The organism is Archangium sp. (assembly GCF_036389735.1).
Lineage (GTDB): Bacteria > Myxococcota > Myxococcia > Myxococcales > Myxococcaceae > Archangium.
Map to the genome: position 1 here is coordinate 1 of NZ_DASVWK010000383.1, position 2,569 is coordinate 2,569.

Below are 2,569 nucleotides of genomic sequence, written 5' to 3' on the forward strand. Positions count from 1 at the left end.
CTGCTGCTTGCGCGTCACCGAGGCCTGCCACGCTGGAATGCGCATGCGCTTGACGGAGGCCTCGTACACCTTGGCCAGGTAGAAATCGCCGATGATTTTCAGGCTGTTCTCCACGCGCTCGATGAACTCGTTGAGGTCCACCAGGGTGGCGAGCGTCTCGCGGGCCAGGGCGCGGTAGGGGCTGCGGAAGAGCGCCCACCAGCCATGGCGGCGGGCCTGCACCCGGTCATGGATGCGGGCGATGTGTGAGTCCAGCTGGTCGTCGTAGTAGCGGAACTCCAGCAGCTGGGCGTTGGCCACCTCCAGCAGGTCCGGAATGTCGCTGGAGCCCGAGGGCTCGTAGACGAAGGCGCTGTTCCAGTCGATGACGACCAGGTCATCCACGGTGTAGCTGAAGCGGGACTGGGTGACGGCCTCGCGCTCGCGGGAGGACAGGGGCCGGGCATCCACCTCGCCCAGCAGTACCCGGGCCAGGTCCGCCCGGGCCATCACCTCGTCGGCGGTGGGGTTGCCTTCAATGCGCTCGACGAAGAGGACGGTGTAGCTCTCGTTCTGGTCCCACAGGTGCTCGCCCTGCACGGCCGGGGCAATCATCTTGCGCACCGACTCGATGAGCTCCACGGCGAGCTCCTCCAGGGCCACGCTGTCATACAGCTCGTCGGCCAGGGCGGTGAGGCCCTCGAAGGTGGTGCCCGGGGTAACGGGGACGCGGAGGATGATGGAGGCGGCGCCGTGGTCGAAGAGGCGCGCCGTCACATCCACGGTGACGGGCCCCTGGCGCAGGGCGAACGGGCGGCGCCCCAGCTCGAAGGCCAGGGGCGGGTTGGGCAGCTGGAGGTACTGGCTGTTCTCCCGGCCGAGCTTGAGGCGGCGGACATCCGCGGAGATGACGCGGCGGGCCTGCTCGAGGTTGATCTCCTCGGCGATGTCGAAGGTGCGGTAACAGAGGACGTGAGCCTTCTCGAAGATGAGTCCGGCTGCGGCCATAAGGGGCCAGAGCTTAGCCCCTCACTCGGCCCACAGCAGGCGCAACGAGAGGGCCAGGGCCTCGAAAGGTTCGGCACGAACGGTGTCCGTGCCCGAGTGCAGGGCACGCAACGTGTAGCGCCGGCCGTCGAGCTGGAGCACCTCCAGGGTGCGCACCTCCGGATCCACGAGCCACACCTGGGGGATGCCCTCGCGGGCGTAGAGGGGCAGCAGCCGGGAGCGCTCCTCGGGGTGGGAGAGCACCTCGCACACCCATTCCGGGGCGAGGGCGATGCCGGAGGAGCCCCGGGGCAGCCGGGGCATGTGCTCGCGGCGCCAGCCCATCAGGTCCGGGGCGAGGAGGCTGTGCCCGAGGTGGATTTCCAGGCCGCTGAGCAGGAGCCAGGAGCCGTGGACGCCGCGGCCGGCGCCGTAGGAGCCGATGAGCTCGGCGCCGAGCTGGGAGGTGGCGTAGGCGTGGAGCGCGGCGGAGCGGGGGCTGACGGGACGCGCGGCCTTCGGGAGCGCCGGCCGGGGGTGGGCGAGGGACTCGAAGGAGGGGGCGATGTCGAGGCTTCCGAGCAGCATGGCGGACATGACGCCATGATGGGGGAGGGGTCTGACATCGCCCGGCGGACGACTACTGCTCGCCCTGCGCGTCGCCCCCCGCCGAGGCGGACAGGGCGTCGGAGAAGTCCAGCTGGGCGGAGAGGCTGTCGGCGAAGCGCTGGGCGCAGTCGGCGGCGGGGCTGGGGACGAGGGCGCACTGGCGTTTGGAGAGGGCCTCGGGGCCGGAGGCGGCGCGCTCCAGGCGCTCGTTGTAGGGCTTCCAGTCGTCCTTGGAGAGCTGGCGCACGGGAAGGTCATCGCCCTCGGCGACGTGGGCGGGGGCGCGAGCGGCGGCCTGCCGGGCCTGGGCGCGGTAGGCCTGGAGGGACTCGCGGGCCTTCTGGGCGGGGGTGGCGAAGTCCTGGAGGGCCTGTTCGATCCCCTTCCAGTCCTTGCGGGCCCAGGCATCGGCGTAGAAACCGCGCCAGGCGTGCTGCTGCTGGCGGCACTGGCTCTCGGTGTAGCCATAGCCGGTGCCCATGGAGCGCTCGCCGGTGGAGAGGTCCACCCAGTTGGCCTCCTCCACGGAGGCACAGGCATCGGCCATCCAGCGGTTGTAGTCGGCCTGCAAGGACATCCATTCCTTGAAGGCGGCGGGGTTCTGCTTCTTGAGGGGGAGGAGGACCTTGTCGAGCGCCTTGTTCATGGCCTTGAGCAGGCACTCGGCGCGCTGCTGCTCGACGAACTTCATCTCGATGTTGGACTCGGGCTGCTTCTTGGGCGGAGGACAAGCCTTCTTGGCCCAGGCCTCGACGGGACTGGGATTGGCGGCGAGCACGGCGGCGAGAGCGAGGGCGAGCATGGGCCAAGCTCTAGCACGGGAGAGGAGGGAGCCCCAGCGCGCCCTCCTCCCGAGGTGAAGGCTGTTGGCTGCTCAATCCTCCTGCTCGTGCGGAGGGAAGGCGATGGGCGTGCTGGGGGCGTCATCGGGAAGGTTGCCGATGTGCCCGGGGGTGGGAATGGGCCGGTCTCCGGCCTGACGGGTGCGGCGGCC

General features: G+C 70.1%; 3 protein-coding genes. All 3 read right to left on the reverse strand.

Annotated features, from left to right (window positions below):
* Window positions 1-987 (reverse strand): hypothetical protein (locus VF794_RS13615; RefSeq protein ID WP_331110438.1); only part of this gene is annotated, 987 nt, incomplete at its 3' end.
* A 21-nt stretch (window positions 988-1,008) separates the two neighbouring features.
* Window positions 1,009-1,563, reverse strand: coding sequence for a Uma2 family endonuclease (locus tag VF794_RS13620; RefSeq protein WP_331110440.1), 555 nt, complete (start codon window positions 1,561-1,563; stop codon window positions 1,009-1,011).
* Between the two features lie 43 nt (window positions 1,564-1,606).
* Entirely contained in the window at window positions 1,607-2,377 is a 771-nt protein-coding gene (locus VF794_RS13625; protein WP_331110442.1) for a hypothetical protein, read from the reverse strand.
* Between the last annotated feature and the right edge of the window lie 192 nt (window positions 2,378-2,569).